The sequence below is a fragment of the Pseudoduganella violaceinigra DSM 15887 genome (assembly GCF_000425385.1).
Lineage (GTDB): Bacteria > Pseudomonadota > Gammaproteobacteria > Burkholderiales > Burkholderiaceae_D > Rugamonas > Rugamonas violaceinigra.
This window is the reverse complement of the sequence record NZ_KE384357.1, coordinates 408,646-433,446: the sequence shown is the minus strand read 5'-3', so window position 1 is coordinate 433,446 and position 24,801 is coordinate 408,646. Positions and strand designations below refer to the sequence as shown.

The window sequence follows — 24,801 nt, the reverse complement described above, 5'->3', positions numbered from 1 at the left end:
CTTAGGGCGCGGGTTTAAATTCGAGCAGGACTGCGCCGATACCGCTGAAGCGGTAGTCATAGCGCCCAGGCGTCGTAGCGGCAAGAGTGGGGGCGGTCAGTGCGCCGGCCGGGCTGCCGTCCGGCGTGTCGTCGAAAGACTGGCCCGCATAGCGCAGCCCATTGCTCGCGCTGAAGCTTGGGGCCGACAGTGCATAGCTTGCGGGCGCCGCGTACCCGCCCAGGGAAATTCCAATTGGGCCCGTAAAGCTGCGGTCTTTGTTGATCAGCACGACCCGCACGATATTTTGCGCATCGATTGTTGCCCAGGCTTTGACGTTATGCCGAGTGCCATTGGCGAGCGTCAGGTTGACGCGCCTGGCTGAATGCTGCGTCGCCTGCAGGAACATCCGCAGACCATAGTAGTTCGGCGCCACGCTGACGCTGGTTCCTCCAGCGGCGGGTTTGAACTGCCATGGCGAATAGGGGAGGCCATTGCCCGTTGTCAGGGTAACGCCGTCCAGTCCCACACCGAGCCATTCGAACAATCCGTCGAGTGTCCACAATGCCGACTCGAAAGTGTCACTGACGCCCGCAATGCCGCCGCAAGATGCGGAGTTCCATTCGCTCAGGATAAATGGCAGGCGATGTGCATGGGCGGCGGCGATATGCGGCTGAAAGGACGCCTGGGCCCCGGTGGTCGCCAAGGGCTTCAGCAAGTCGCCCGGCGAGAGCGTCGCGCCATGGCAATTGGAGCCGTAGTACTGGTGCATATCCACCATGCTGATACTGGCCGCATTGCTGGAGACGAAGCTTGCCAGTGGATTTTCCATGCCTCGGCCGAAGAAAGGGCCTTTGGTGCCGGCCCACACCGGGGCCGCTACTTTGCCCACGGCCTTGGCAACGCTGGCGAAGCGCGCATCGAACAGGCTGTAGTTCCAGTTGCCGTCCGCTTGTGCCTTGGCCGGATAGAGGTCCGCTTCATTGCCCAACTCCAGCGCCTCGATGCTATTTGCCGGCAAGCCCGAGCCGGGGCTGGTCAGCGCGGATATCGCATCGGTCGTGGCCGCGAGGTTAGCGCTCTTGAAGTCAACGCCCAGTAGGTAGGACACATTGAACTGCCGCGCCAGGTGCGCCAACGCGGGAATGCGGTCCTTCTGGGGCGCATTCGGGCCGGTCCAGGCCAGGGTGTCGTTGCCGATGCGGATACGGATGCGGCCATTGCTGGCGAACATGGCCAGGTTTTTCAACAAATTGGAGAACGTGGGATTGAGGCCTTTTGCATTGCCGATCACCGTGGTCACGTCGGCCAGCGGGAAATCCAGGCCGGCGAATGCTTCGGGAATGGGCGTCGTGCCATTGCGCAGGTCCGCCTGTGCGATGGATACCTGCACGTCTGGCGCCTGCGCCATTGCGCTGACGGGCGCAAGCAGGAGTGGCAGGGCAAGTAGGTAATTCAACGCTACCAAAGGCGCTGGCCGGATGCATCGAGGTGGGTGAGGTACAAGCGGGTATCGAACTCATACTGGTGGTAGTTCGGCTCCATATAGGTGCACAGCTTGTAGAACGCCTTGTCGTGCTGCTTTTCCTTCACGTGGGCCAGTTCGTGCACGGCGATCATGCGCAGGAATTCCAAAGGCACTTCCCTGAACATGGTGGCGACGCGGATTTCGTGCTTGGCCTTCAGCTTACCGCCCTGGACGCGCGATACCGACGTGTGCAGACCGAGCGCGTGGTTGATCACGTGGATCTTGCTGTCGAATGCCACCTTGTCAATCGGCGCGGCGTTGCGCAGGAATTCGTTGCGCAGGTCCTGGACATAGTCGTACAGCGCACGGTCGTTGCGGATATCGTGGGCTTTCGGATAACGTTGCTTCAGCACGTCGCCAAGGCGGCCCTGGTCCAGCACCTGGCGGACCTGGGAAAGTGTCTGTTCTGAGTAAGCGCTGAGGTATTTCATAACGGGCCGAATGGTATCATGAGCGCATGCGCACCCACGTCAATTCGGTGGGACTGCTGGTGGTCAGCGACCCCGTATTGAACTTCAGCTATCCCGCCCACATTCCCCGCGATTGCATCGATGCCTTGCCATCGCTGCCTGGTGTCTACATCTTCCGCGATGCCGCCGGCAAGCCGGTCTACATCGGCAAAAGCGTGAATATCCGTACGCGCGTGCTCTCGCATATGCGCACCGCCGAGGAAATGCAGATGCTGGCGCGTGCCGCCACCATCGACTTTGAACGTACCGGCGGCGAGATCGGCGCCTTGCTGCGCGAGTCGGAGCTGGTCAAACGGCACCAGCCGGTGTTCAACAGCAAACTGCGCCGCCTGCGCGAAATGTGCTCGATCAGCATGGCGGGCGATGCGCCGGAGATCGTCTTTGCGCGCGAGGTCGATTTTGCGGTGGCCGAGCAACTTTATGGTTTGTTTGGCAGCAAAAAGGCGGCAATCGAAACGCTGCGCGATGTCGTGCATGCGCGCGGCCTGTGCAGCGTCGCCACCGGGCTGGAGAAAGGCGTGCCGGGACGGCCATGCTTTGCGCGGCAGGTGGCGCGCTGCAAAGGCGCCTGCACCGGCGAAGAATCGGCCGCCGACCATGCTGCGCGCGTGCGCCTGGCACTGGCGCCATTGCGCGTGACGCGCTGGCCATTCGCTGGCGCGGTCGCCATCATCGAGGAGTCCGCGGGCCTGCGCCAGCGTGCGATTGTCGACCGCTGGTGCTACCTGGGCGTCGATGTGCCAGGCGCTGCGCCCGTGAATTTTGATATCGATGTGTACAATATTCTCGTGCGCCCACTGGAGAAGGGCGCCTTATGCATCGAGGAGCTCTGAATGATATGGCGCGCGAGGGCAGCCAATGGGCTGCTGGCGCGCTATCCTGGCGACCTTTTTCATGAGGACGCCCGTCCCGGTCATCCCGAGGTGACCACGCTGGCATAGTTGAGGTAAGTGCAACTTCGGGCGATAATGGCAGGTTGAGCGACTCTCGTCTCGCGCCAACAGAGAAATTTTTAAGTTTTATGCCCAATAAAGACGAGATTGTGCGGCTGGTATTACGCACATTGCACGACCTGGCAAACACCACACTGCCCGTATGGGATCAAATATACCTGCGGGTTCACTCTTCGGGACCAGGCCATACTTCGCGCGAACGCATTTACCGTTACGGACGCCAAGTCGCGGTAGCGAAACCGGAGCCTGACGAGATCAAGGACCGCCTGGATGATTTGCTTCCAGCGCTATTCGATGCGGTGGCGGCAGAAGGCCACGCCCGCCCTTTGGTGTTCGTGTTCACGGTCGACAAGGCTGGCGAATACAAGCTGACCTTATCCTACGACGATCCCCGCGCCCACCAAATCAGCCTGATTGCGCTTGGACGGCCAACTTCGTATTTCAAGCCGGATGAAGTGGATATTCCGGACTTTATTTTTGAGTTTCAGCGCAAGCTGGCAGAGAAAGGCATCACCAAAACGCCGATCCTTGGCTGGCCTGGCGTGGAGGCGCGGCCAAGCAAGGAAGATGTCTACGAGCAGATCAAAGGACACGCCTTCTTCCGCCTGATTCGCGGCGAACAGTGCGTTTTCGGCACGCCGCCCGGCGAAGAGGCGCCGCTGCTGCCGACAGACCACCACGAGCTGCTGGTGCATGCGGTTTATCCGCTTGTCGAACAACACAGCGCCACGTTCATGCAACAGTCGCTGGATTTGGCGCTGCGGGCCGCTGCCTCGGACGCGCTGGGGGTGTTCTGCGCCATCCGCTGCTATTTCATGCAGATCAGGAATGAGGATAACGGCGCCGCCAATCTGGAGCTTGACCGCGCTGGCCTGCCGCAATATCTGGCTTCACGCTATTTCGCGGTACTGGAGGAACTCAAGTCGCTGGTCATGGAGGAGCAGCCCGACCGGGCGGAGTACGCCCAGCGCGTGGCGTTGAGCTATCTTCGGATCCTGCAGGCCAGGCATGGCGTGCAGTTGGCGATCGATTGATATTGCGGCGATGGCGCGCGTTTAGTCGCGTTTAGTCGCGTGCTGCGTCGCGGGCGGATTCAAAGCTGCTGCGCGTTGTGTCCTCATCGCGCTGCCCGAAGGCGTAGTTCGATTCCAGCCACATCACGTTGATGATGGCCGCCGCCAAAGCGAAGCCGATGCCGAGGATCCAGGTGAAATACCACATGGCCGAGTCCTTTCAATAGACAGAATGTTCGTTTTCGCTGATGTGCGCCGCGGTCACTTTGCCGTGTACGACCCGGTAGACCCAGCTGGTATACATCATGACGATAGGCAGCATGATCACCGCCACCCAGAACATCACGGCCAGCGTTTTATGGCTGGACACGGCATCCCAAGCGGTCAGGCTGTGCGACGGCATCAGCGACGATGGCAGCACGAAGGGGAACATGGCGCCACCAGCCGTCAGCAGGATACCCGCCACGCTCATGCCGCTGGCAAGCAGTGCGGCGACGGTCCGGCGCGCCCCGCTCAATACCACGGCCAGTATGGCGCCGAGCATGGCAGCGGCCGGGAAGGCCAGCGTGAGCGGCCAGCGGGTGTAATTGTCCATCCATGCGCCGGCGGCAACGACCACGGTCTTCGCTGGCGGCATGAAGGCGGAGCCGGGATCGGGCATGGCAGTGATGCGATAGCCCGGTAGCGCGGTTGCGACCCACACGCCGGCAGCGGCGAACAGCACAAGCGTCATTGCAGCGGCAAGCATCGCCATGCGGCGCGCCCGCTCCGCGATCACGCCTTCCGTTTTCTGATGCAGGAAGGCGGCGCCGTGCATCGCCAGCATGGCAACGCCCAGCGCGCCTGACAGCAGGCCGAATGGGTTCAGCAGCTGGAAGAAGTCGCCGCTGTATTCGAGGCGCAGCAGATCGTCGTAGCGGAACGGGATACCTTGCAGCACGTTGCCCATACCGACGCCGAAGATCAGCGGCGGTACGAAGCCGCCGATGAACAGGCCCCAGTCCCAGGTGCTGCGCCAGCGCGGGTCGGCGATCTTGCTGCGGTAATCGAAGCCCACCGGTCGGAAGAACAAGGCAAACAGCGCTACGATCAGCGCTATATACAGGCTGGAGAATGCGGCGGCATACACCAGTGGCCAGGCGGCGAACAAGGTGCCGCCGGCGGTGATGAACCAGGTCTGGTTTCCTTCCCAGGTGGGGCCGATGGTGTTGATGATGATGCGGCGCTCGGTATCATCCTTGCCGAGGAAGGGCAGGGACATGCCGACGCCGAAGTCCCAGCCGTCGGTCAGCGCGAAACCGAGCAGCAGCAGGGCGACGAAGCACCACCAGATGATCTTATAAGTTGCGTAGTCGAAGATCATGATTGCTGCTCCCAATGGTATTTGCCGGTATGCAGGGCGCTGGGGCCGAGGCGGGCGAACTTGAACATCAGCTTCAGCTCAATCACCAGCAGCACTGTATAGAACAGGGCGAAGCCGGCCAGGCTGAAATACAGGTTCGATGGCGGGACACTCGATGCCGACAGGTGCGTCGGCAGGATCCCGGCAATGGTCCACGGCTGGCGCCCGTATTCGGCCACGATCCAGCCCAGTTCCGCCGCGATCCATGGCAGGGGGATCGCGATCACGGCCAGCTTGAGCAGCCAGCGCTGCGGCGCCAGGCGCTTGCGGATCAGGAAGTAGAACGATGCGGCAAAGATGAACAGGAACAGCAAGCCCAGTCCGACCATGCCGCGGAAAGCCCAGAACAGGGGGGCGACTTTGGGGATGGTGTCGTTCACCGCCATCCTGATCTGTGCTTCGCTGGCGTCGATCACGTTCGGCGTGTATTTTTTCAGCAGCAGGCCGTAGCCCAGGTCGTCCTGCAGTTCCTTGAAGGCGGCAAACGCTTCCGGCGACTTGTCTCCGGATTTGATGCGGGTCAGCGCGGCATAGGCCTTCATGCCGTTGCGGATACGGACTTCGTGCTGCTGCTTCAACTCCTGGATGCCGGTAACCGGCTTGTCGATTGAACGCGTGGCGATCAGGCCCATGACGTAGGGGATCTTGATAGCGTAATCGGTACGCTGTTTTTCGTCGTCCGGCAGGCCAAAGACGGTGATGCCGGCCGGGGCGGGTTCCGTGTGCCATTCGGCCTCGATGGCGGCCAGCTTGACCTTGTTGACTTCACCCACCGTGTAGCCGGATTCGTCGCCCAGCACGATGACCGACAGCGCCGACGCCAGCCCGAAGCCGGATGCGACGGCGAACGAGCGCAGGGCGAACGGCACGTCGCGCGCCTTGAGCAGGTAGAAGGCGGAAATGCCGAGCACGAACATGGAGGCGGTGACGTAGCCGGCCGCCACGGTATGCACGAACTTGACCTGGCCGACCGGGTTGAAGATCACGTCCGCGATGCTGGTCAGCTCCATGCGCATGGTGTCGACATTGAACTCGGCGCCGACCGGGTGGTTCATCCAGCCGTTGGCGATCAGGATCCACAGCGCCGACAGGCTGGAGCCCAGCGCCACCAGGAAGGTCACGCCCAGGTGCTGCACTTTCGACAGGCGCTGCCAGCCAAAGAAGAACAGGCCGACGAAGGTCGACTCAAGGAAGAAGGCCATCATGCCTTCGATCGCCAGCGGCGTGCCGAAGATGTCGCCCACATAGTGCGAGTAGTAGGCCCAGTTGGTGCCGAACTGGAATTCGAGCGTAATGCCGGTGGTGACGCCCATGGCAAAATTAATGCCGAACAGCTTGCCCCAGAACTTGGTCATGTCGCGGTAGATTTCGCGGCCGGTCATTACATACACCGACTCCATGATGACCAGGATCCAGGACAGTCCGAGCGTCAGCGGGACAAACAGGAAATGGTACAGCGCCGTGAGCCCGAACTGCAGCCGGGACAGGGCGACAACTTCATCGACGGGTGCCATCTTTCACCTTTTCGGTTGGGGTTGGCGCGGGCGCCGCGAGCAGGTGGCTTTCCACCTGCGCGGCCGGCAGCCGCATCTTTTTGGTTTGGGGATGCGAGAAAAAGGCGGACCACAGGCCGTACAGCAGCGCAGCCTTGAGGGCCAGCGCGAGCGCAATCGTGCGCCCCAGGCTGAAGCGGCCGGCGCGCTTCATCTGTTTTCCTCTTCGGTGGCGTTGCGGCTGGAGCGGAATTTGCCGCGCACGGCGTCGCCCACATCGAGCAGCTTCTTGACGGTGGAGCCCATCTTCATGAGCGACGCCAGGGTGTCGGGCGAGAGGCGCTGCACATCGTCGAACCAGGCGCTGGACAGCTCGATCAGCTCATACATTTCGCGCATGCGCTCCTGGGCGTAGCGGTCGTCGGCGGTGGCGGCCGATTCCAGCATGGCGTCGCGCAGCATCGACAAGGTCGGTTCGACTTCGCGGCGGCGGCGCTCTTCCAGCAGGGCCTTGAAGATGTCCCAGACGTCTTTCGGCGGTTCGAAGTACTCGCGGCGGTCGTTCGGCTGGTGCAGCAGCTTGACCAGGCGCCAGGATTGCAGCTCCTTCAGGCCCATGGAAACGTTGGAGCGCGAGAACTCCAGGTGTTCGGCGATTTCGTCGGCATTCAGCGGCCGGCTGCTGACATAGAGCAGGGCATAGATTTGCCCGACGGTGCGGTTGATCCCCCAGCGGCTGCCCATTTCGCCGAAGTGGAGGATGAATTTTTGTGCGAGCGGGCTCAGGTTTACCATTTCTTGATCTACTTCCTTGAGTTCTTGAATTTTCAGGATTTACTGAAATTATAAAACGTTCCAGAAAACTTTGCGCTGTATAATCATGTATATTGCGCTTTTGGAAAGGAATGCTGATGAAACGTATCACTGCGGTCCTGCTGCTGTGCGCCGCCGGCGCCGCCTCCGCTGCCGATATCACTGTATCCGCCGCCGCCAGTCTTAACAACGCTTTCCGTGAGGCAGCCGCTGCCTACGAGGCCGGCCATCCCGGCGACAAAGTATTGCTCAATTTTGGCGCCTCCGACGCGCTGGTGGCGCAGATTGCCAAGGGCGCGCCGGTCGATGTCTTCGCCTCGGCCGACCAGGACGCCATGGACAAGGCGCAGCCGCACGTGGCGCCCGGCAGCCGCCGCGATTTCGCCAGCAACCGGCTGGTGCTGGCGGTGCCCTCGAACAGCAGCTTGAACCCGATCGCCTTGGCCGACCTGGTCCAGCCGGGCGTGAAGCGCCTGACGACCGGTAACCCGGCAAGCGTGCCGGTGGGCCGCTATACCAGGGGCGCGCTGGAGAAGTCGGGCCATTGGCTGGCGCTGGAGCCCAAGTTCGTCTTTGCCGCCAATGTGCGCCAGGCCCTGGATTACATCGCCCGCGGCGAAGTGGATGCGGGGTTTGTTTACCAGACCGATGTTGCGGCGCAGGTGGACAAAGTCCGCTCCGTACTGGCGGTGCCGACCGCCGCGCCGATCACCTACCCGCTGGCCGTGATCAAGGATGCGCCGAATGCGGCTGGCGCGCGCGGCTTCGTGCAATTCATCCTGTCGGCAAGCGGCCAGGCCATCCTGGCGCGGCACGGTTTCGGCAAGCCGTAAGCGGAGCAGTTTGCGCATGGACGCCGCCTTGATCGCCCTTGGGCTCTCGCTGAAAGTGGCGCTGTGGGCCACGGCGATCGACTTGCTGCTGGGCGTCGGTTTTGGCTACCTGCTGGCGCGGGGGCGCTTCCCCGGCCGCGATGTGCTGGATGCCTTGCTGACGCTGCCGATGGTGATGCCGCCGACGGTGCTCGGTTATTACCTGCTGGTGCTGATCGGCCGTAACGGACCTGTCGGGCACTGGCTGCAGCAGGCCTTCGGCATCAACCTGATTTTCACCTGGCAGGGCGCGGTGATCGCGGCCGCCGTGGTGGCGTTCCCGCTGGTGCTGAAGGGCGCGCGCTCGGCCTTCGAAGCGGTCGACGTGCAGCTGGAGCAGGCGGCGCAGGTGCTGGGCGTGCCGCCGCTTGCGGTGTTCCTGCGCGTCAGCCTGCCGCTGGCCTGGCGCGGCGTGCTGGCCGGGACGCTGCTGGCCTTTGCCCGTTCCATGGGCGAATTCGGCGCCACGCTGATGGTGGCTGGCAGCATTCCAGGCAAGACCCAGACGCTGTCGATTGCCGTCTACGAGGCGGTGCAGGCGGGCCAGGACGACACGGCGAACCTGCTGGTGCTGGTGACCTCGCTGACCTGCATCGTGGTGCTGGTGGCGGCCAACCGCTTAACGCCCAACCGCGCGCAGGGGGCGGCATGACCATACGCGTCGATATCCGCAAGGCCTTGCGCGCCGGGCCGCGCAGCTTCCAGCTCGATGCGCAATTCGAATCGGCCAGCAAGCGCGTGGTGATCTATGGCGCGTCGGGCGCCGGCAAAAGCCAGATGCTGAAGGCGATTGCCGGGCTGTCGCGGCCGGACGGCGGCGTGATCGAGCTCGATGGACGCAAGCTGTTCGACAGCAGCGCGGGTATCGATGTGCCGGCCCGCAAGCGGCGCGTCGGCTACCTGTTCCAGGATTACGCTTTGTTCCCGCACCTGAATGTGCGGCAGAATATCGGCTTCGGCCTGCAGCGCGGCTGGTTCAACCCGGCGCCGAGCGGCGAAGCGGAAGCCGTGCGCTACTGGCTGGACGCGTTCGGCCTGGGCGAGGTGGCGCATCAGCGGCCGCTGGAGCTGTCGGGCGGCCAGCGGCAGCGCGTGGCGCTGGCGCGCGCACTGGTGGCGGAACCTGCGGCGCTGCTGCTGGACGAACCGTTCGCGGCGCTGGATCCCGCGCTGCGCGTGCGCATGCGCGCCGAACTGGATGCGCTGCAGCGCCGCCTGGATATACCGATGCTGATGATCACGCACGATCCGGACGATGCCGCCACATTCGGCGGCCACGTATTGACGATGGCTGGCGGCCGTGTGGCCGGGGAGGGCAGGAATGGCTAAGCAAGTGGCGCTGCAAGGGGAAGTCTGGATCACGCTGGACGGCGAGAATTTCGGCGGCCACCAGCGCGTCGAACTGCTGGCCAGCATCGGCGAGCACGGTTCGATCACGCAGGGCGCCAAGGCGATCGGCATGAGTTACAAGGCCGCCTGGGATGCCATCGACGCGATGAACAATCTGGCCGGCGAAGCGCTGCTGGAGCGTTCGGCGGGCGGCAAGGGCGGCGGCGGCACGCGCCTGACCGAACGCGGCGCGCAACTGGTGGCGAATTTCCGCCGCATCGAATATGAGCACGGCGTGTTCATGCAGCATTTGAGCCGCCAGTCGCAAGGATTGGCAGATGATTACCTCCTGTTGCAATCAATGAAAATGAAAACCAGTGCACGCAACCAGTTTTCCGGCACCGTGTCGGCCATCAAGCCTGGCGCCGTCAACGACGAAATCGTGCTGCGCATCGTCGGCGGGCAGGAGATTGTTGCAATCATCACACACGAGAGCACACTCAGTCTCGGCTTGCGCGAAGGCGGCGAAGCCTTTGCCCTGGTGCCGTCCTCGTCCATCATCCTGGCGGTCGGCGCAAGCGGCAAACTGTCGGCGCGCAACCAGCTGCGCGGCACGCTATGCCGCGTGCAGCATGGCGCCGTGAATTCCGACGTGACGCTGGCCTTGCCGGGCGGGGCCACCATCGCCGCCACCGTCACGCGCGACAGCGAGCGGTCCATGGAGCTGGAAGTGGGCATCGAAGCGACGGCCTTGTTCAAGGCGTCCAGCGTAATTATTGGTGTTCCGTTATAAATTCCGCTGGGAAACAAATTCCAGATTTGCTAAGCTAGCCGGTTCCGGGCCCCCGCCCGTCCTAAGTGGAAGCTGAAATGGAATTGCTCGCAAAATTTTTCCTAAGCCAGGGGCGCATCAATCGCCGCACTTGGCTGTCCCGCGTCATTGCCCTGGGCCTGGTATGCCTGGCCTTCGGCATGCTCGCCTATGAGATGCTGGGCGACCCCGGCGCCGCCGTGTTCGCGCTGGCGTTCACCTGGGGCGCGCTGGCCGTCTCGATCCAGCGCCTGCACGATATCGGCCGCTCCGGCCCCAGCCTGCTCCTGCTGCTGATCCCCGTCCTGGGCCCGCTCTGGGTCTTGCTGCTGCTGGGCCGCCGCGGCGGCGAAGGCAAAAACCGCTACGGCGACGACCCGCTGTCGCGCCACGATTACCTGCAAGTGAACATCGCGAAGTAAGACTATGCCAACCGTAAACGACGTCACCCAGCTCAACCCGATCAATGTCTACGCCGTGGCCACGCCGGCCACGACGGCGGACTTGCAGGACGCCTTGCGCAAGACCACGCTGCCGATTTCGATCGGCGGCGGCCATTTCAGCATGGGCGGCCACACGGCCAGCCCGGGCAGCCTGCACCTGGACCTGCGCGGCATGAACCGCGTGCTCGATTTCTCGCCGGACCAGCGCCTGATCCGCGTCCAGACCGGCATCCGCTGGTGCGATATCCAGCGCTTCATCGACCCGCATGGGTTGTCGGTGAAGATCATGCAAACCTACGCCAATTTCACGGTCGGCGGCACGCTGTCGGTCAACGCGCATGGACGCTATATGGGTCTGGGCCCGGTGGTGCTGTCCGTGCGTTCGATCACGCTGGTGCTGGCCAGCGGCGAGGTGCGCGAGGCCAGTCCGCAACAGAACAGCGAACTGTTTTACGCGGCCATCGGCGGCTACGGCGCCATTGGCATCATCGCCGAAGCGGAGCTGGAGCTGGTGCCGAACACGCGCGTGCAGCGCGGCAGCGCGTCAGTTGCGACCAGCGATTATCCGGCCTGGTTCGACGTCAATGTGCGTGGCCGCAAGGAGATCACCTTCCATAACGCCGACCTGTATCCGCCCCATTACACCCGGGCGCGCGCGGTGACCTGGACCGAGACCGACCTGCCGGCCGATACGCCGCGCCTGCAGCCCTTGAACCGCAGCTATCTGGCCGAGCTGTATTTCCTGTGGTCCGTGTCGGAATCGCCGTTCGGCAAATTGCGCCGCCAATATCTGCTCGACCCGCTGCTGTACTGGCGCAAGAAGGTGCACTGGCGCAATTACGAAGCGGGCTACGACACGGCGGAGCTCGAACCGCTGGGGCGCAGGGAGCGCACCTATGTGCTGCAGGAGTATTTCGTGCCCTGCGAGCGCATGCGCGAGTTCGTGCCGAAGATGGCGGCCATCCTGAACAAGCACAAGGTCAACACGATCAATATCTCGATCCGCCATGCGCTGTCCGATCCCGGTACGCTGCTGGCGTGGGCGCGCGGCGAAACGTTCGCCTTCGTGCTGTATCACAAGCAGCGCACACGCGACAATGCGCGCGCACGGGTCGGCGTCTGGACCCGCGAACTGATCGACGCCGTGCTCGAATGCGGCGGCACCTACTACCTGCCGTACCAGTTGCATGGCACGCCGGAGCAATTCCACCGCGCCTATCCGCGCGCGCACGAACTGTTTGCGTTGAAGCGCGCGCTCGACCCGGAATACCGTCTGCGCGGCGCACTGTGGGATAAATACTATGCGCCGACGCTGGCCGCCAATGCCGCCGGGGAGGGGGCGCGCCGCTCGCTGTTCCATTCCGTGTACGGCAGCGAGCGCGAGTCGGACAAGTTCTATGCCTTCCTGCAGAATATCTTCAACCTGTTCCCGGAAGACCGTTTCCATACCCTGATCCGCAAGGCGACCAGCGAAAACCACGACGAGGAAACCATCTACCGCGCGGTGCAGGCCGGTCTGCCGGGCATTACGCCGGCGCTGTCGCTGCTGCGCTATGCGCTGCCGTCGCTGGTGGTGCAGAAGGAAGAGATGGGCCAGCAGGCCAAGCGCCTGCTGGGCAACCAGCCGCTCAAGGACTACGTGGAAATCGGCACCACCGGCCGCTACGTCAAGGCGCTGCGCAAGCACCTGAAGTTGAGCGGCAAGGTCACCCTGGTGCACGACAAGGCGCCCGGCTATTCGGCGGTCGATATCGTGGAACGCGGCGGCCTGCTGCAGGCGGGCGATTTCGTGCAGATGAAAGATTACGCCCCGATCGACCTGCCGGCGCAAAGCGCGGACCTGGTGAGCTGCTTTGTCGGCCTGCACCATATGGCGCCGCACAAGCTGGAGCCGTTCCTGGCATCGGTGGCCAGTATCGTCCGCCCGGGCGGCTACTTCGTGGTGCGCGATCATGACGTGAAAGACCGCGCCATGGACGATTTCGTCGGTCTGGCGCATTGCGTGTTCAATGCCGGACTGGGCGAGCCGTGGGCAAACAATGCCGCGGAACTGCGCTTCTTCGCGTCGGTGGACGAATGGATCCAGCGCGTGGAAGCGGCCGGTTTCGAACATACGGGCGAGCGCATCGTGCAGGATGGCGATCCGTCCGCGAACGTCCTGATGGCTTTTAAACGGGTGTGATATGCGCAAACTATTGCTGGCGTTGAGCCTGCTGGTGGCCTGCCTGACCAGCTCTGCGGAAAGCCCGATTGCGCCGGAGCAGCGGCGCAGCGTCGAACAGACCTTCCTGACGTTCCCCGAATGGTTCCTGGTGCATAGCCCGGCCGAATATGCGCGCTATGTGAAAAAGCACCCGGCGCATGGCTTCCCATTCCTGGGCCATATCGGCCAGATCTGGAGCAGCTATGCCGAGGTGACCGAGGAGCAGGTACGGGCCAAATACCCGAGCAATCCCGGCTACCATGTGATGATCGGCGTGATCGGCGGCAGCACGACGCTGGAATACAGCCTGCGCGCGCTGTACGAAAACACGCTGGGTCGCATCAGCTGGGCCACCGCTTCGGCACTGACGCCGGAAGACGACTACGGCGCCCGCGTGGCCCAGGATTACGTCGACTTTATCCGCAAGGAGCCCTGGTACCTGTACAACTTCGGCGCCAAGCTGAAAGGCCTGTGGCTGGATACGCCACTGTTCGGCGCGAATATGCTGCGCAAGCTGGAGCGCCGTTATGCGCTGACCACCGAGTACCTGGTCAAGGCGGCCTACGGCCAGTTGATCAAGCTCGGCACGCGTGCCGCCTACGAGCCGGCCCAGATGACGACGCAGGTGGTGGCCGACCATGAGCCGTACGACCTGGCCGACCTGCCCAACGTCAAGCTGCTGCGCATGCTGGACGATGGCAGCGCCGTGCTGGAACTGCCGCGCTACTACGACTTCCGCCTGGCCGCCACCCGTCTTGGCCTGCAGGATGTCCAGCTGAAGGATATCGCCGGCAACAGCAGCGTGATCCTGGTGACGGTGTTGACGCGCGGCCCCGATACCGGGGCGCCGCCGTTCAGCCGGGTGCTCTTTGAACAGCCGATCCTGACCGAGCCGGGGCGCAAGCGGGTGGCGCTGGTGTTGCCGGTGGCATCGCTCTCGCGCTACCTGGTCGACGCGCCGCGCCAGGGCGTGGAAGTGGAACACGTCTATGACTATTAAGCGCCTGCTGTTCCTTGTGCTGCTGCTCGTGGCTGGCGGCGCCACGGCTTGGGGCGTGATGGCGGTACGCCAGGCGGAGGCACGCCAGACCGGCAAGCGCGAAGCACTGGCGCCGAAGGGGGGCGAATACGTCGACGCCGGCGACGCGCGCATTTTCATGCAGCGTTCCGGCAGTCCCGATGCGCCGGCCGTGGTCTTCCTGCATGGAACGGGTTCCTGGAGCGAAACCTGGCGCGCATCGATGGCGACGGCCAACCAGGCTGGCTACCAGGCCATCGCGCTGGACATGCCGCCGTTCGGCTATTCGATCCCGCCCGCATCGGGCGAATACGACAAGCAAAGGCAGGCGGCGCGCCTGCGTGCCGCGCTGGACAATGCCGGCATTCGCCGCGCCGTGTTCGTCGCGCATTCTTTCGGTGCCGCACCGCTGATGGAAGCCTTGCTGTCCAACGCCGACGATGGCCGCGTGCAGGCGCTGGTATTGGTGGACGCCGCGCTCGGCCTGGACGAGGCGCAGTCGGATGGCAGCGACAGTGTCATCCAGTCGCTGCTGCGCTGGCGCTGGGTCAGCCAGCCGATTGCGGCGGGCTTCCTGACCAAGCCCGAGGCCACTGAAAAGCTGCTGAAAAGCTTTGTCAGCGAAAAAGAAAAAATCACGCCGGCCTGGCTGCGTCTGTACCAGCAGCCGCTGGCGCTGGAAGGCAGCTACCGCGAGGTGGCCGCCTGGCTGCCGGAACTGCTGGCGCGCCGCGGACATGAGGCCAGCGATATGCCCGATGCCTACGGCCGTATCAACTGGCCGGTCACCTTGGTGTGGGGCGAGACCGATACGATCACGCCCCTGGCCCAGGCGGAAAACCTGCAACGCCTGGTGCCCGGCGCCAAGCTGGTGCGGATTCCGCGTGCCGGACATATTCCACAGATCGAGGAGCCCGAGCTGTTCCAGGAAGCGCTGGCGCGCGTCCTGCAAGAAGCCAGGCCCCGGCGCTAAGCGCGCCGGTCAGCCCGGCGCGCCTTTGTCGCCCTGGCGGTTGCCGTTGCGGGCCGTCTGGCGGCTCTCGCCGCCTTTGCGCCCGATCTCGGCCATGTGCTCGCGGTCGCGGCTCACGACTTCGCCGCCTTTCTGCCCGGCGCGGCGCGCTTCCTCCGAGGTGAATTCATGCGCCGTGCCTTTCTGGTGGGCGGCCTGGCCGCCCTTGCTCGCGATCATGCGCTGGGTTTCCTTGTCCATCGCCGCGAAGCCGCGCTTGCCGTTGCCGATCCTGACCTGCTCGTCCTGTGTAGCCATGATCCACCTCCCTCAATGTGCCCAAGAATCCGGGCGCGGGCCCGGGCCGGAAGCAGCCTCGGGGTTGCTTCCTGGGCTTTGAGGGAAGGCCGACAATAAAGTTCAAACTTTTTTCGCGTCAGGATCCAGCCTGGCCGGTGGCGGAACGTTCGCCCTCCGCTTCAGCGGTATTGTTGCCACGCACGGGCTGGGCGCCGAACTCGTGTTCCAGTTCTTCCTTGCGGTCCATCAGCTGTTCGCACAGCGCCACCAGGTCGGCATCGCTTTGCCGGACGCTGGGGAACATTGCCTGTTCCTCCTCGGTGACATGGTGCTCCACGCATGCGCGCAGCTTTTGCAGCGTGCCATCGAGTTCGCTATCGCCGGCCGCCATGCCGCGGAGATGTTCGACGAGCTCCTTGACGGAAGCGTGCTCCTCCAATGCCTCGTCGACCCGCTGTTCATCGCCGGTTTCGGCGCGCACGGCGGGATAGAAGATTTCTTCTTCGATGGCGGCGTGAATTGTCAGGTCCAGGCAGATCTGTTGCGCCAGATCGTGTTTCAGGCCTTGGTGCGCGGGATCGCACCGTTCAAACTCGTGGAAAAGTTTCTTGACCTTGTCGTGGTCGGCGGTGAGCAATGCCACGGCATCCTTTGCCGTGGCGCCCTGTTTTTGCTGGCTCATGCTGGCTCCTTCGCTGCGTTGGTTGGGCCGCGCTAAGGAGCCGCAGGGAAAGGCGGTCAGGCCACTTGCAATACCAGCTTGCCGAAGTTCTTGCCTTCGAACAGCATTGCCAGCGCTTGCGGGAATGTCTCGATGCCTTGCACCACATCTTCCCGGCTTTTGATCTTGCCCTCCTGCAGCCATTTGCCGAGCGCGGCAACGGCTACGTGGTAGCGCTCGGCATAGTCGAATACGACCATGCCTTCCATGCGCGCGCGGTTCACCAGCAGGGACAGGTAGTTGGCAGGCCCTTTGACCGGCGTCGTGTTGTTGTACTGCGAAATTGCGCCGCAGACCACGATGCGGGCCTTCAGGTTGATGCGCGTGAGCACGATGTCGAGGATGTCGCCACCAACGTTATCAAAGTATACGTCAACGCCATTTGGGCAGTGTTCCTTCAGACCGGCGCGCACGTCGCCGCCCTTGTAGTCGATACAGGCGTCGAAGCCCAGTTCGTTGACGACCCAGTCGCATTTCTCCTTGCCGCCGGCAATGCCGACCACGCGGCAACCGAGTTGCTTGGCGATTTGCCCGACGGTCTGGCCGACAGCGCCGGCCGCGCCGGACACCACCACGGTCTCGCCGGCTTTGGGCTGGCCCACTTCGAGCAGGCCGAAGTAGGCCGTCATGCCGGGCATGCCCAAGGTGTTGAGCCAGGTGGTGGCCGGAGCCAGGCGGGTATCGATCTTGTGCAGGGCGGCGTGGCGGTCGTCGGCGGCGCCGATCCAGTACTGCTGCACGCCGAAGCCGCCGCCGACCTGGTCGCCCACGGCAAAGCGCGGCGATGCCGAGGCGATGACTTCGCCCAGGCCGCCGGCGCGCATGACTTCGCCGATCCCGACCGGCCGGATATAGGATTTGGCATCATTCATCCAGCCGCGCATGGCCGGGTCGAGCGACAGGTAGTGCGTTTTGACCAGCACTTCGCCGTCGGCCAGCGCGCGCACCGGCTCTCGCGTGATTTGCCAGTCGCTATCCTTGGGCAGGCCGACCGGACGGGCGGCGAGGCGGAACTGGGTGTTCTCCATATTTGCTCCTTTTTAGAAATAGTACGGTCATTCTATTCCGTAAATTGCCAGCCGTGGCAATGTTCATGCGACAATACCGTCACATCCATGACCCGACAGCGCCATGAATCACCCAGAATACATCCTTACGCTCTCTTGCCACGACCAGCGCGGCATCGTCCATCGCGTATCGGGATTCCTGGCTGAACATGGTTGCAACATCATCGATTCCGCCCAGTTTGGTGACGCGGAAACGCAACGCTTCTTCATGCGCGTGCACTTTGCGCGCGAGGACGCGGCGTTCAGCGACGCGCTGCTGCGCGAGGACTTCGCCAAGGTGGCGGCGGACATGGGCATGGAGTGGGCGCTGCACGATGCGCACGCCAAGCCGCGCGTGATGCTGCTGGTGTCGAAGATCGGCCACTGCCTGAACGACCTGCTGTTCCGCTACAAGAGCGGGCTGCTGCCGGTGGAAATCCCGGCCATCGTGTCCAACCATATGGACTTCTACCAGCTGGCGGCGAGCTACAATATCCCTTTCCACCACCTGCCGCTAGCGGCTGGCGCGCCTGAATCGGCCAAGCTGGCGCAGGAGGCGCGCATTGCGGAGCTGATGGAAACGCACCAGGTGGACCTGGTGGTGCTGGCGCGCTATATGCAAATCCTGTCGCCATCGATGTGCGAGCGCTTGAAAGGGAAGGCGATCAATATCCATCATTCCTTCCTGCCAAGCTTCAAGGGCGCCAAGCCGTATGCCCAGGCCCACAAGCGCGGCGTGAAACTGATCGGCGCCACCGCCCACTTCGTGACCGGTGACCTGGATGAGGGCCCGATCATCGAGCAGGACGTGGAGCGGGTCGACCACGCCATGGATTCCGATGCGTTGACCGCCATTGGCCGCGACGTGGAATGCGTGGTGCTGGCGCGCGCTGTGAAATGGTTCGTCGAACACCGCATCCTGCTGAACGGCGACCGAACTGTAATCTTCAAATAGTTTTGTAATGGCACTGAAATCTACGATCTACAAGGCGGAACTGTCCATCGCGGACATGGACCGCAACTACTACGCAACGCATATGCTGACCCTGGCGCGCCATCCGTCCGAAACGGATGAACGCCTGATGGTGCGCATGGTGGCCTTCGCCATCCACGCCGACGAGGCGCTGGTGAACGCGAAGGGCATTTCCGATACGGAAGAACCGGACCTGTGGCAGATGGACCTGACCGGCGCGATCCAGCTCTGGATCGAAGTCGGCCAGCCGGACGAGCGCCGCATCCTGAAGGCTGCCGGCCGCTCGGATAAGGTAATGGTGTACTGCTACAGTGCCGCCTCGCACGTGTGGTGGAAGCAGGTGGGCAGCAAGATCGACCGCGCAAAGAATGTCAGCGTGGTGAATATCGACGCCGAAGCCAGCGCCGCGCTGGAGAAAATGGCGCAGCGCTCCATGCAGCTGCAATGCACCATCCAGGATGGGCAGATCTGGCTGACCGACGGCGCCACCACCGTGGAAATTCCACGCGAGGTCTGGAAGGCCTGACCATGCGCGCCCTGGCCGCCTTGCTGCTTCTGCTTTCCGGCATGGCGCAGGCGGTCACGCAGGAGCAGGTCATGGCGGGCGCGGTCAAGCTGTACAACAAGCAGCTGGCCGACCTGCGCGCCAGCTACCGGCTGGACGACAACCAGCGCTTCTCGGAGCGCGTAGCGGCGATCGCCGGGCCCCTGATCGAGCAGGCCAAGCGCGATTATCCGGAAAGCGCGGCATGGGCATGGGAGCTGCACACCACCTCCGACCCCGAGGAGAACGCTTCCGCCATGGCGGGCGGCAAGCTGCTCGTGGGATCCGCCTATGTCGACCGGCTGGAGCTCAATGACGCGGAAATCGCCATGATGCTGGCGCACGAGATCTGCCACGCCGTCCTGCTGCATAACCTGCGCGAACACGAGGAAGCCATCCGGCTGGAACCGCAGTGGGCCACGCGGCCCTACGAAGAGCTGGAATACGCGACCGACCACGATTTCTCCCTGATGCGCAAGCTCGCTTCCTTCAACTCCTTGCAGGAAGAGGAATCCGACCGCGAAGGCATGCGCCTGGCGGCGCGCGCCGGCTGGAAACCGTCGGCCCTGGCGCGCTTTTTCCGCAAGCTGGAGCGCCACAGTTACTCCCCCAATTTCGGCAGCATCTACCATCCGGCCCCGGCGCAGCGCGCCCGTGCGGCGCGCGAGCTGGCGGCGCAACTGGAAGCAGGGCGCTAGGCTATAATGCCGGCCATGCATATGAAATCGTCAACCCGCCTGCGCTGGATCTGGATTGCGTGCTTCGCTATCCTGATGAATGCGCTCGCGCCGGCGATTTCGCATGCCGTCAACAGCCATGCCCGCACCTGGGAAATCTGCCTGAACGACGGCACGCGCGTCAGCGGCGCCGGGGAGCTCGATGAAGCCACGTTCGCCGCGCTGACCGACCGCAGCAAGCCGCGGCCCGCCATGCAACCCATGGCCAAGATGGACATGGAGGACTGCGCCTACTGCCTGCCGCATGCCGGCAGCTTCGGCCTGCCTCCGTCGACGCTTGCGCTGCCGTTGCCGCTGGACGGCGCCACGCTGCGCCCAACCCTGTTCTACCAGTCGCCACAACCGTTGCCGGTGTGGTCGGCGTCCAATCCGCGAGGACCGCCTGCCCACGCCTGATTCCGTTCCCCCATTTACGAATTCAGGAGTGAAAAATGAAAAAGCAGTTCTTCGCGTTGGCCATGTCCTTCGCCCTTGCCGCATCCGCTGCGGCCCAGGTAACCGTGCGCGAGCCATGGATTCGCGCCACCGTCCCCGCCGCACAGGCGACCGGCGCCTTCATGGAGCTGGTATCGGCCCAGGACACGCGCCTGGTGGAAGTGAGTACGCCGGCCGCCGGCATTGTCGAAATCCACCAGATGGCGCTGCAGGGCGACCGCATGATGATGTCGGCGGTTGACGGCATCGACCTGCAGGCGGGCAAGCCGGTGGCCCTGGCGTCCGGCGGCTACCACATCATGATGATGGACTTGAAGCGCCAGATGAAGGCCGGCGAGACGGTGCCCATGACCCTGGTGTTCCAGAAAAAGGACAAGAAGCGCGAAACGGTGGAAGTGCAAGTGCCGGTCAAGCCGATGTCCTACGTCGCCCCCAAGCACCAGTAAGGAGCGCCACCATGAAAAAATACCTGATGGCCGCAGCCCTGCTGGCGGCGGCGTCGGCGCACGCGCATATCACGCTTGAGCAAACCAGCGCGCCTGCCGGCAGCTACCAGAAACTGGTGTTCCGCGTCGGCCACGGCTGCAGCGGCAGCCCGACCACGGCAGTCAGCATCCGCCTGCCGGAAGGCCTGGCGGCCTTGCGCCCGATGCCCAAAGCGGGCTGGAATATCGAGCGCACGCCCGACAGCCTGAGCTGGCGCGGCGGGCCGCTGCCTGACGACTTCTACGAGGAGTTTGTCATGTTCGGCAAGCTGCCCGCAGCCGGCAGCCATACATTCAAGATCGTCCAGTCCTGCCAGGCCGGCAGCGCGAACTGGGAAACCACCCTCGAAACGCGCTAAGGACTGAAGATGAATCTGCAATATAAACCGCTGGCGGCGATGCTGGCGGCGATCGGCTTCGCCTGTCCGGCGCATGCGGACCATGTCGTGACCATCAGCGGCGGCCGCCCGACGTCGCTGCCGACCCAGATCCCGACCACGATCGAGGGGATCAGCGGGGCCCAGGTCGAAGACCGCATCAATGCCTTCGATAGCGAAGATGCGCTGAAATACCTGCCGAGCCTGAATGTGCGCAAGCGCTTCATCGGCGACTACGACCATGCCGTGCTGGCCAGCCGCGCATCCGGTACGGGCAACAGCGCCCGTTCGCTGGTGTATGCGGACGGCATCCTGCTGTCCAACCTGCTGGGCAACGGGGCGATGTACACGCCGCGCTGGGGCCTGGTGACGCCGGAAGAAATCGAACGGGTCGATGTGCTGTACGGACCGTTTTCCGCCGCTTATCCGGGCAATTCGGTGGGCGCCGTCGTCGATTACCAGACGCGCATGCCGTCCAGGCTGGAGGCGCACGCCAAGCTGTCCTGGGCGGGGCAGGATTTCGAACAGTATTCGACCCACTCGCGCCACACCGGCCGCCAGGCCAGCGCGTCGCTGGGCGACCGTACAGGGGCGCTGTCGTGGTGGATCGATCTTTCGCGTCTGGACAGCAATGGCCAGCCAATTGCCTTCGCCAATAAATTGGCCAGTGCGGGGGCGACGCCCAAGCCTGGCGAAGCGATGGGCGTGCCGGTGACCGGCGCTGTCGCGGACCGCAACCCGTCCGGCAAGGACTGGTACATCCTGGGCAGCACAGGGCAGGTCAATACGGTGCAGGACCATGCGAAAGTGAAGCTGGCGTACGACTTTTCGTCCACCCTGCGTGCCAGTTATACGCTGGGCTGGTGGAAAAACGACGTGGTGCGCAATACCGAGTCCTATCTGCGCGATGCTGCCGGCAATGCGGTCACCAGCGGCGCGGTCAATATCGGCGGCAAGCGCTTTACGCTGGTGCCGTCCGATTTTGCCGGGGCCAGGGCGGATCTGGAGCATGTGATGCATGGCCTGTCGCTGAAGACGCACGGGCGCGGCAGCTTCAATTGGGAGATCGCCGGCAGCGCTTACGATTACCATCGCGATGTCGCCCGCGTGCCGACAGGAGGCGGGCAGGGCAACCTGACCGATATGGGCGGCAGTGGCTGGAATACGCTGGCGCTGCGCGGCAACTGGCGTGCCGGAGCGGCGCACCAGGTGGAGTTCGGCGTCCAGCGCGATAGCGCTAAACTGCGCACCGAGGTGACGAGCGTGGCGGATTGGCTTGCCGGCGAAGGCGGAAAGCATGTGTCGACCTTCAACGGCAATACGCGCCTGGAGAGCCTGTACGCGCAGGACAGCTGGCGGCTGGCCGACGCATGGAAGGCGACGCTGGGTGTGCGCCAGGAGACCTGGCGGGCCTATGGCGGCGAAATATCGGCGGCGGCGAACAGACTGCTGCCGTTCAAGGACCGCCTTGAGCACGCCTGGTCGCCCAAGGCCGCCCTGGCATGGCGCGCTGATGAGGCGTGGACCGTGAAGGCTTCGGCCGGCCGCGCGGTGCGCAATCCGACTGCGGCGGAACTGTTCCAGGGCTCGATTGTCGATGAGAAGATCGTCAACACCGACCCGAACCTGCGGGCCGAGAAGTCCTGGACCACCGAGCTGAGTGCCGAGCATATGACGGCCAAGGGCAGCCTGCGTGCCACGCTGTTTGGCGAAAGGACGCGCGATGCCTTGTATTCGCAGCCGCTGACGGCAACCGTGAGTACCGTGCAAAACGTCGGCAGGATCCGTACGCGCGGGCTGGAACTGTCGCAGCAGGCCGATGACGTGCTGACGCACGGCCTGACAGTGCAAAGCAGCCTGACGTATGCGGATTCGGAAATTGTGGCCAATGACGCCATGCCGTCGAGCGTCGGCAAGCGGCAGCCGCGCGTGCCGAAATGGCGCGCGAATGCATTGGCGTCGTATCACGCCGGGCAGCATTGGACCGGTACGGTTGGCGTGCGCTATAGCGGCAGGCAGTTTGGCACGCTCGATAACAGCGACCCGAACGGGGCCACGTATATGGGGGTGTCGGATTACCTGGTCGCCGACGTTCGCCTGCGCTACCGCTTCAACCGCCAGTGGACGGCGTCGCTCGGCATCGATAACCTGAACGGTGAAAAATACTGGGCCTTCCACCCGTATGCGCAACGCACAGTGAGCGCGGATCTTAAATTCGACCTTTAAGCAGACCGCTTTTTTCCTCAAACGCCCCGCAAAAATGCCGGGGCGTTTTTCTTCTATCTCTTGCTTGAACTCCGATTTATCGCAAGATCTTAGTGCGCAGCGATTCCGGCCATACGGGTCAGTTCGGGCTGCCGGCCAGGTGCTTGACGCTGCCGGAACCCATGAGGCTCTTGGTGATCTGCGGTTCGCCGTAGTAGCTCACGTCGCCGGAGCCAGCCACGCTGACGGACAGCGACTGCTTGGCCCAGACCACGGCCTGGCCCGAGCCGCCGATGCTGACAGTCGCTTCGCGCGTTGCCAGTTGGCCGGTACTGACCTTGCCGGATCCGCCGATCGAGACTTTCAGCTTGTCTGCCGAACCGGACGCTTTCAGGTTGCCGCTGCCACCGAGCGAAACGCTGACGGATTCACCCTCAATATCGCGCAGGTTCATGGAGCCGGAACCGCCGACATCGAAATGCAGCTTGCCGCCGCGGATGCCTGTCGCATCGACCGAGCCGGAACCGCCGACTGCGATGCGTTCCAGTTTCCTGGCGATGACCACGACTTTCAGATTGCGCGTATCGAGCTGCAGGTTGCGGCGGACCGGGCGGATTTTCAGGGTGCCGTCTTCCACGACGGTTTCGATCAGCGGCAGGATATTGTCGTCGGATTCGATGGTCACGCTTTCCGTGTTGCCGATGCGCACTTCCACCGAGCCCGGCAAGCCGAGGCCCAGGCCGTTGAAACTGGGGACTTCGCGCGCCTGCTTGGCGACATTGCCGTTGCCTTGTACCCGTTCGCCGGCGAACCAGCCCGCCGGCGAAGCCGACACGATGGCGACCGGGGCGGCGGCGGCGAAGACGGAAGCGGCGATCAGGGCGTTGCGCACTGCAGCTGACAATTTCATTCTGTTCTCCTCTGTGTATCAATATTCGATGGAAGGATCGTATCCGAGCCGCGGCCGCCCGGTTCGCCCGATGCGACAGGACGCCGCCAGGGGGGAATAGAATGCAATTCCCGGGGACCGGGCGCGGCTCCTGTATCATTTCGCTTATGCTTACAATCATCATCAAACAAGGCAAGGAAAAATCCATCCTTGCCGGCGACCCCCATATCTACCTGTCCGCCATTGAGCGCGTCGACGGGCGGCCTGCCGAGAAAAACAAGCCGGGCGCCACCGCCACCGTGCTCACATCGTCCCGCCAATTCCTGGCCCGCGCCGCGTACAACGCCAAATCGCAGATTGCCGCCCGTGTCTGGACCCTGCGCGAAGACGAGCCGATTGACCATGCCATGGTGAAGCGCCGCGTGCGCGCCGCCGTTGCACGGCGCATCCATACCCTGCAGTCGGCCCGTCCCGACGAACTGGTACCGATTGTCCTGGGCGATGAGGATGGCTTGTCGGGCCTGCTGGTGCATAGCTATGGCGGCAAGGACGGCTACCTGGTGTGCCAATTCCAGTCCGCCGCGGTCGACGCATGGAAAATCGGCATTGTGCAGGCGCTGATCGCCGAAACGGGTTGCCAGAATGTATATGAGCGGGCGGACAAGCTGATGCGCGAAGGCGAAGGCTTGCACGTCAAGTCGCGCGCCCTGGCGGGGGACGAGCCGCCCCAGCGTCTGATGGTGAGCGAGCGCGGACGCAGTTTTCCTTACGATATTCGCACTGGATTTGAATATCCGAAATAAATGTTGT

General features: G+C 63.5%; 29 protein-coding genes. 18 read left to right on the top strand and 11 right to left on the bottom strand.

Features of this window, described 5'->3' with window-relative positions; translation table 11 throughout:
- Nucleotide 1: 1 nt before the first annotated feature.
- Both H597_RS0121695 and H597_RS0121690 read right to left on the bottom strand, forming a co-directional pair.
- Nucleotides 2-1,372, bottom strand: coding sequence for a glycosyl hydrolase family 79 C-terminal domain-containing protein (locus H597_RS0121695; RefSeq protein ID WP_154668216.1), 1,371 nt, complete (start codon nt 1,370-1,372; stop codon nt 2-4).
- Between the two features lie 68 nt (nt 1,373-1,440).
- Nucleotides 1,441-1,938, bottom strand: coding sequence for a YgjP-like metallopeptidase domain-containing protein (locus H597_RS0121690; RefSeq protein ID WP_035374859.1), 498 nt, complete (start codon nt 1,936-1,938; stop codon nt 1,441-1,443).
- Between the two features lie 26 nt (nt 1,939-1,964).
- Between H597_RS0121690 and H597_RS0121685 the strand changes: the two genes are divergently transcribed.
- Both H597_RS0121685 and H597_RS0121680 read left to right on the top strand, forming a co-directional pair.
- Nucleotides 1,965-2,810 carry a nucleotide excision repair endonuclease gene (locus H597_RS0121685; protein ID WP_051294001.1) on the top strand — a complete coding sequence of 282 codons (846 nt, stop codon included), beginning with the start codon at nt 1,965-1,967 and terminating at the stop codon, nt 2,808-2,810.
- A gap of 188 nt (nt 2,811-2,998) precedes the next feature.
- Nucleotides 2,999-3,964, top strand: coding sequence for a hypothetical protein (locus tag H597_RS0121680; protein WP_028103961.1), 966 nt, complete (start codon nt 2,999-3,001; stop codon nt 3,962-3,964).
- 31 nt (nt 3,965-3,995) lie between these two features.
- On the opposite strand, the gene cydX is transcribed toward H597_RS0121680, so the two are convergent.
- The 5 genes from cydX to H597_RS0121655 are packed head-to-tail and all read right to left on the bottom strand — an operon-like array spanning nt 3,996 to nt 7,633.
- Nucleotides 3,996-4,151 carry a cytochrome bd-I oxidase subunit CydX gene (gene cydX / locus H597_RS34305; protein WP_028103960.1) on the bottom strand — a complete coding sequence of 52 codons (156 nt, stop codon included), beginning with the start codon at nt 4,149-4,151 and terminating at the stop codon, nt 3,996-3,998.
- Nucleotides 4,152-4,163: 12 nt separating this feature from the next.
- The gene (gene cydB, locus H597_RS0121670; protein ID WP_028103959.1) at nt 4,164-5,306 is read right to left on the bottom strand and encodes a cytochrome d ubiquinol oxidase subunit II; all 1,143 of its coding nucleotides are present in this window, start codon (nt 5,304-5,306) and stop codon (nt 4,164-4,166) included.
- Nucleotides 5,303-6,859: a cytochrome ubiquinol oxidase subunit I gene (locus H597_RS0121665; protein ID WP_028103958.1), complete on the bottom strand. Its 1,557-nt coding sequence runs from the start codon at nt 6,857-6,859 to the stop codon at nt 5,303-5,305. The genes cydB and H597_RS0121665 overlap by 4 nt, the downstream gene beginning before the upstream one ends.
- Nucleotides 6,843-7,052 (bottom strand): cytochrome oxidase putative small subunit CydP, encoded by a 210-nt coding sequence (gene cydP / locus H597_RS32000; RefSeq protein WP_051294000.1) that lies wholly within the window; start codon nt 7,050-7,052, stop codon nt 6,843-6,845. The genes H597_RS0121665 and cydP overlap by 17 nt, the downstream gene beginning before the upstream one ends.
- On the bottom strand, nt 7,049-7,633 hold the full coding sequence (locus tag H597_RS0121655; protein ID WP_028103957.1) for a GbsR/MarR family transcriptional regulator: 585 nt from the start codon (nt 7,631-7,633) through the stop codon (nt 7,049-7,051). Before H597_RS0121655 ends, cydP begins: the two co-directional genes overlap by 4 nt.
- A gap of 116 nt (nt 7,634-7,749) precedes the next feature.
- Here H597_RS0121655 and modA point away from each other — a divergent pair, with 116 nt between their 5' ends.
- From modA to H597_RS31990, 8 genes are all read left to right on the top strand, one after another.
- Nucleotides 7,750-8,484: a molybdate ABC transporter substrate-binding protein gene (modA, locus tag H597_RS0121650; protein WP_229632225.1), complete on the top strand. Its 735-nt coding sequence runs from the start codon at nt 7,750-7,752 to the stop codon at nt 8,482-8,484.
- A gap of 16 nt (nt 8,485-8,500) precedes the next feature.
- Nucleotides 8,501-9,175 carry a molybdate ABC transporter permease subunit gene (modB, locus tag H597_RS0121645; RefSeq protein WP_028103955.1) on the top strand — a complete coding sequence of 225 codons (675 nt, stop codon included), beginning with the start codon at nt 8,501-8,503 and terminating at the stop codon, nt 9,173-9,175.
- Nucleotides 9,172-9,852 (top strand): ATP-binding cassette domain-containing protein, encoded by a 681-nt coding sequence (locus H597_RS0121640; RefSeq protein ID WP_028103954.1) that lies wholly within the window; start codon nt 9,172-9,174, stop codon nt 9,850-9,852. The genes modB and H597_RS0121640 overlap by 4 nt, the downstream gene beginning before the upstream one ends.
- Nucleotides 9,845-10,645, top strand: coding sequence for a TOBE domain-containing protein (locus H597_RS0121635; protein WP_035374856.1), 801 nt, complete (start codon nt 9,845-9,847; stop codon nt 10,643-10,645). The genes H597_RS0121640 and H597_RS0121635 overlap by 8 nt, the downstream gene beginning before the upstream one ends.
- Nucleotides 10,646-10,722: 77 nt before the next feature.
- Complete coding sequence (locus H597_RS33505; RefSeq protein ID WP_051293999.1) at nt 10,723-11,085, top strand: DUF805 domain-containing protein; 363 nt, start codon at nt 10,723-10,725, stop codon at nt 11,083-11,085.
- A gap of 4 nt (nt 11,086-11,089) precedes the next feature.
- Nucleotides 11,090-13,288: an FAD-binding protein gene (locus H597_RS0121625; protein ID WP_028103952.1), complete on the top strand. Its 2,199-nt coding sequence runs from the start codon at nt 11,090-11,092 to the stop codon at nt 13,286-13,288.
- 1 nt (nt 13,289) lies between these two features.
- Nucleotides 13,290-14,309, top strand: coding sequence for a hypothetical protein (locus H597_RS0121620; protein ID WP_028103951.1), 1,020 nt, complete (start codon nt 13,290-13,292; stop codon nt 14,307-14,309).
- Nucleotides 14,299-15,300 (top strand): alpha/beta fold hydrolase, encoded by a 1,002-nt coding sequence (locus H597_RS31990; RefSeq protein WP_051293998.1) that lies wholly within the window; start codon nt 14,299-14,301, stop codon nt 15,298-15,300. Before H597_RS0121620 ends, H597_RS31990 begins: the two co-directional genes overlap by 11 nt.
- 9 nt (nt 15,301-15,309) lie before the next feature.
- On the opposite strand, the gene H597_RS31985 is transcribed toward H597_RS31990, so the two are convergent.
- The 3 genes from H597_RS31985 to H597_RS0121595 form a co-directional block, all read right to left on the bottom strand.
- Nucleotides 15,310-15,597 carry a KGG domain-containing protein gene (locus H597_RS31985; RefSeq protein WP_035374854.1) on the bottom strand — a complete coding sequence of 96 codons (288 nt, stop codon included), beginning with the start codon at nt 15,595-15,597 and terminating at the stop codon, nt 15,310-15,312.
- Between the two features lie 118 nt (nt 15,598-15,715).
- Nucleotides 15,716-16,261, bottom strand: a complete 546-nt coding sequence (locus tag H597_RS31980; RefSeq protein ID WP_083941223.1) for a hemerythrin domain-containing protein — start codon at nt 16,259-16,261, stop codon at nt 15,716-15,718.
- Nucleotides 16,262-16,317: 56 nt separating this feature from the next.
- Nucleotides 16,318-17,328: an NADP-dependent oxidoreductase gene (locus tag H597_RS0121595; protein ID WP_028103950.1), complete on the bottom strand. Its 1,011-nt coding sequence runs from the start codon at nt 17,326-17,328 to the stop codon at nt 16,318-16,320.
- Nucleotides 17,329-17,431: 103 nt separating this feature from the next.
- Here H597_RS0121595 and purU point away from each other — a divergent pair, with 103 nt between their 5' ends.
- The 7 genes from purU to H597_RS0121560 are packed head-to-tail and all read left to right on the top strand — an operon-like array spanning nt 17,432 to nt 23,123.
- Complete coding sequence (purU, locus tag H597_RS0121590) at nt 17,432-18,301, top strand: formyltetrahydrofolate deformylase (protein ID WP_028103949.1); 870 nt, start codon at nt 17,432-17,434, stop codon at nt 18,299-18,301.
- A gap of 7 nt (nt 18,302-18,308) precedes the next feature.
- Entirely contained in the window at nt 18,309-18,845 is a 537-nt protein-coding gene (locus tag H597_RS0121585; protein ID WP_028103948.1) for a YaeQ family protein, read from the top strand.
- A 2-nt stretch (nt 18,846-18,847) separates the two neighbouring features.
- Entirely contained in the window at nt 18,848-19,561 is a 714-nt protein-coding gene (locus H597_RS31975; RefSeq protein ID WP_051293997.1) for a M48 family metalloprotease, read from the top strand.
- Between the two features lie 21 nt (nt 19,562-19,582).
- Nucleotides 19,583-19,996 (top strand): DUF2946 domain-containing protein, encoded by a 414-nt coding sequence (locus H597_RS0121575; RefSeq protein ID WP_028103947.1) that lies wholly within the window; start codon nt 19,583-19,585, stop codon nt 19,994-19,996.
- 35 nt (nt 19,997-20,031) lie between these two features.
- Complete coding sequence (locus tag H597_RS0121570) at nt 20,032-20,481, top strand: copper chaperone PCu(A)C (RefSeq protein ID WP_028103946.1); 450 nt, start codon at nt 20,032-20,034, stop codon at nt 20,479-20,481.
- Nucleotides 20,482-20,492: 11 nt separating this feature from the next.
- Nucleotides 20,493-20,879 (top strand): YcnI family protein, encoded by a 387-nt coding sequence (locus tag H597_RS31970; protein ID WP_051293995.1) that lies wholly within the window; start codon nt 20,493-20,495, stop codon nt 20,877-20,879.
- A gap of 9 nt (nt 20,880-20,888) precedes the next feature.
- Nucleotides 20,889-23,123 carry a TonB-dependent receptor gene (locus H597_RS0121560; protein ID WP_028103945.1) on the top strand — a complete coding sequence of 745 codons (2,235 nt, stop codon included), beginning with the start codon at nt 20,889-20,891 and terminating at the stop codon, nt 23,121-23,123.
- 118 nt (nt 23,124-23,241) lie between these two features.
- Here the strand turns inward: H597_RS0121560 and H597_RS0121555 are convergent, their stop codons facing one another.
- A complete protein-coding gene (locus H597_RS0121555) occupies nt 23,242-24,012 on the bottom strand; it encodes a head GIN domain-containing protein (protein WP_028103944.1) in 771 nt (256 codons plus the stop codon).
- A 146-nt stretch (nt 24,013-24,158) separates the two neighbouring features.
- Here H597_RS0121555 and H597_RS0121550 point away from each other — a divergent pair, with 146 nt between their 5' ends.
- Nucleotides 24,159-24,794: a class I SAM-dependent rRNA methyltransferase gene (locus H597_RS0121550; protein WP_028103943.1), complete on the top strand. Its 636-nt coding sequence runs from the start codon at nt 24,159-24,161 to the stop codon at nt 24,792-24,794.
- The last annotated feature ends 7 nt before the right edge of the window (nt 24,795-24,801 follow it).